Annotated in this window: 3 protein-coding genes; all 3 read right to left on the reverse strand. The window is 61.4% G+C overall.

All coding sequences use genetic code 11. From position 1 onward, the window contains the following. Positions 1 to 244 precede the first annotated feature (244 nt). The 3 genes from NW863_RS12600 to NW863_RS12610 are packed head-to-tail and all read right to left on the reverse strand — an operon-like array spanning position 245 to position 2,907. Positions 245 to 1,792, reverse strand: coding sequence for an Hsp70 family protein (locus NW863_RS12600; protein ID WP_414366776.1), 1,548 nt, complete (start codon positions 1,790 to 1,792; stop codon positions 245 to 247). Then, a complete protein-coding gene (locus NW863_RS12605) occupies positions 1,792 to 2,340 on the reverse strand; it encodes a hypothetical protein (protein ID WP_414366778.1) in 549 nt (182 codons plus the stop codon). Before NW863_RS12605 ends, NW863_RS12600 begins: the two co-directional genes overlap by 1 nt. Before the next feature lie 48 nt (positions 2,341 to 2,388). Then, on the reverse strand, positions 2,389 to 2,907 hold the full coding sequence (locus tag NW863_RS12610; protein ID WP_414332930.1) for a hypothetical protein: 519 nt from the start codon (positions 2,905 to 2,907) through the stop codon (positions 2,389 to 2,391). Positions 2,908 to 3,171: the final 264 nt, after the last annotated feature.

Below are 3,171 nucleotides of genomic sequence, written 5' to 3' on the forward strand. Positions count from 1 at the left end.
ACGCCCCATCAAATCCCAATGAAATCGATCGGGATATGCGCGTTTCAAATCTACCCTCACCGCCGCTCCCTCTCCCTGACGCAGCCATGACCCCCGGTTCCTCTCCCTGAGGCATCCCTCACCCCCGGTCCCTCTCCCTGAGGCATCCCTCACCCCCGGCCCCTCTCCCTGAGGGAGAGGGGAGGATGGCCAGATAGCGCTGTTTGGGTTTCGGTGCGACAAGAGGCTGAGTGCCTTTCTCTCTCTAACTCAGGGTGGCTACGGGCTGGGCCTCTACCAAAAGCTGCTGGGTTTGCAAGTCGAAGATAGTGGCCAGCAGCCGCCGCGAGGCATCAACGGCAAATTCCACCTTGAGGCGATCTTCTCCTGCCCGGCCTGGGGGTTGCAGGCGGGCCAGACAAGCCGGCTCGGCGCCAGGGGCCAGGGATCGAAAATCGGTTTGTCGAGTGAGTTGGCGGCTGCTCATGCGCCCCAGCTCGTCGTAAACCACCTCGGCCTGGGCCACCTGAGCCACTTCTCCCACATCGAGGCGAATTTCGGTTTGCCCGTCGTTGGCCACCTGCAAGATCAAGGGCTCGGAGCGTCGGCAGGGGTAGGGGCTGCCCCGCTCAAACAGAGGGTAGTAGATATAGCTTTTTTGCAAGGGATCCCAGAGGCGGATGGCGTAGCTGTGGTGCAGGCGATCCTCCAGCTTAACTTGGCGGCCCACCTGCAGGGCGCCCAAGGCCACAGCGTCGAAGGGGCGTTCGCAGCGGACTTTCTTTTTGCCAAAGTAGGAGCGGAGCAGCTCTTGGACTGCCGGCAGTTGGGAGCTGCCTCCCACCAGGAGCACCTGCTCAATTTGGCCTTTGCCCACTCCCCTGGCCTGGGCAGTGAGAAGCACATCGTCTAGGCACTGGCGGATTTGATCCAAGAGCTGGTGGGTTTCTAGAATCTCCTCCAGCACCTGCCGATCCAACTGCAGCTCATAGGCAGTTAGGGCTTCGTCGTCAAACCAACTGCCCACCGCCTTGGGCTGGGCAGAAAGGGCGATCTTGAGCTGTTCTGCCTGCTCCAGAAGGGTAATCCAGCTCAGGGCTCCCAGCTGCTGCCGGCTCAGCCCCAGTTGCCCCAGCAGGTATTCGGCAATCCAGATGTCGATGTCCAATCCGCCCACGTAGGCATCTGCCTTGGCGATTACCTCTGCCTTGAGGACGGGGTTGCCCGGCTGGGGGGGAAGGGTGCGCACCAGGCTGAGATCCAAGGTGCCGCCGCCGAAATCCACCACCAGCACAAGGGATCCCGGCTGGCCAACCGAATAGCCCAGGGCAGCGGCAGTGGCCTCGTCCACAATCTGAATGGGATCCCCGGCCACCCTCCGCAGCCAGTTTAAGTAGCGCTCAAAAGAGCCGACGGGAGCTGTAAACACCACCTGTTGCGGCTGCGGGTACTCTTGTTGGATGGCTTCCATCACCGCCTGCAAAAAAGCCTGGGCCACCCTCTCGGCATCGTAGCGCTCCCCATCCAGAACTCGCGGCGGGGGCACAAACTCCGCCACCAGATCCCGCTTGAAGCCCTGAAACAAGCGCTGCGGATCCACTGCCCCCCAGCGCCCGGCGCGCACGGTTTCCCCCACCAAGAGCTGGCCTTTTCCCTTGACGTAGACCAGGCTGGGAATAGCCGCGTAACTGGGGCGGGAGAGGCCGGGAAGGCTGAGCAGGCGGGGCGCTTCTTGTCCAGGATCCCAAACCGCCACAACCGTATTGCTGGTGCCAAAATCAATAGCCAGCGTCGCTTTGGGGACGGGTGCCATCAGCTCAATCCTCCGGGCAGGAAGCGACTAACTTTGGCCGGGCAAAGAATGTGTTCGCCGCAGCGGTAGCCAACAAAGCGGATATAGACAGGATCCCCGGGCCGAATGTCCGGCTGATCCGGCTGGTGCAGTTGCGGGTCGAAGGGGACGGATTCAAGAGGGCTGCCGATGGCTTCATACCCCCACTGCTGCAGCAGGGCATCCAGCGACCGGAACAGAGCTGTCACGTTCTGGGCCGGCCAATCCGGCTTGCGCCGGGCAATCTCGCGGACGGTGGGGTAGCTGGTCAGCAGCGGCTGCAGCAGGGAGAAGATTGCCTCTGCATTGTCAGAGCCCCTTCCGCCGCCAAGCAGGGATCCCACATCCCACCGGAGAGCGGCAGCCAACTTTTGCAGTTGCTCCAGGCGCAGGGATCCCCACCGCCCTTGGCGCACCTGATCGAGGGCGCGGCGGCTGATCCCTGCTTGAGCTTGCAAGGCCTGCCATGAGGAAAGGCCAACGGCTTGCATCCGTTCCCGCAGCCAACTGTCCAGCGGTCTCTCGGCCATTGGGTTTTGCCAGGGATCCCTATGATCATGCCCCAACTGGGGCCTGGGTCAGGGATCCCCAAAGCGCAGGGAGCGGGCTATGGCTTCCACATCCCGGTCGTAGCGCTCGCGCCGGCTGGCCGGATAGACCAATTCAAAGCCAGCCTCTAGAGAGGGGCGGACAAGCTTTTTGAGATAGAAAATCCGCAAGCTGCCTGGCTCGTAGCCGGAGACCACGAAAAAATCCCGACCGGCAACTTGATAGGTAACCCGGCGTCCGCTTTCTCGGCTGCGCTGCAACTCCTCTTGCAGGGCGCTGGCAGGCGTTGCTTGAAAAATATTGTACCCACCCCAAACGCGGAGCTCAGCCCCCTCTTCGCCGACAAACACCTGACCGTCGCCGCTATCGGATTCCCCTTGGGGGACAAAATCGGCCGGATAGTCGAGGCGATAGCCAAAGCGGGCATTGATGTAGGGCTGAAAGCTTGACTGGGCCAGTACCAAAAGAGCGGGTGAGGCCAGAGCCGGGATCCCTTTTCCCACAAAGAGAGCGGCGAGCAGACAGGCTAAGCAAGCAGCAGATCTCATGGTTTCGAGTTTTTCGGATCTGCGGCCATTCTAGGCTCCTTTTTTCTAAACTGCTGCTGGCAAAGGGATCCCTCACCCCCAACCCCTCTCCCTGAGGGAGAGGGGAGGAGGATAGGGTTTCCAGCTTGTTGATTTGATGTCGATTAACTCCGCCGGTCGCTATCGAGGTTTTGCCCGGAGCGCAGCAGTTCAACGTAAGGCGCGGGATTCCCCACCCGGGTGGGGAGGGATAGCGCCTCCTGACTGATTCTGGATATATCGCTT

Origin of the sequence: Synechococcus sp. B60.1, from assembly GCF_047462555.1 — a bacterium.
Lineage (GTDB): Bacteria > Cyanobacteriota > Cyanobacteriia > Thermostichales > Thermostichaceae > Thermostichus.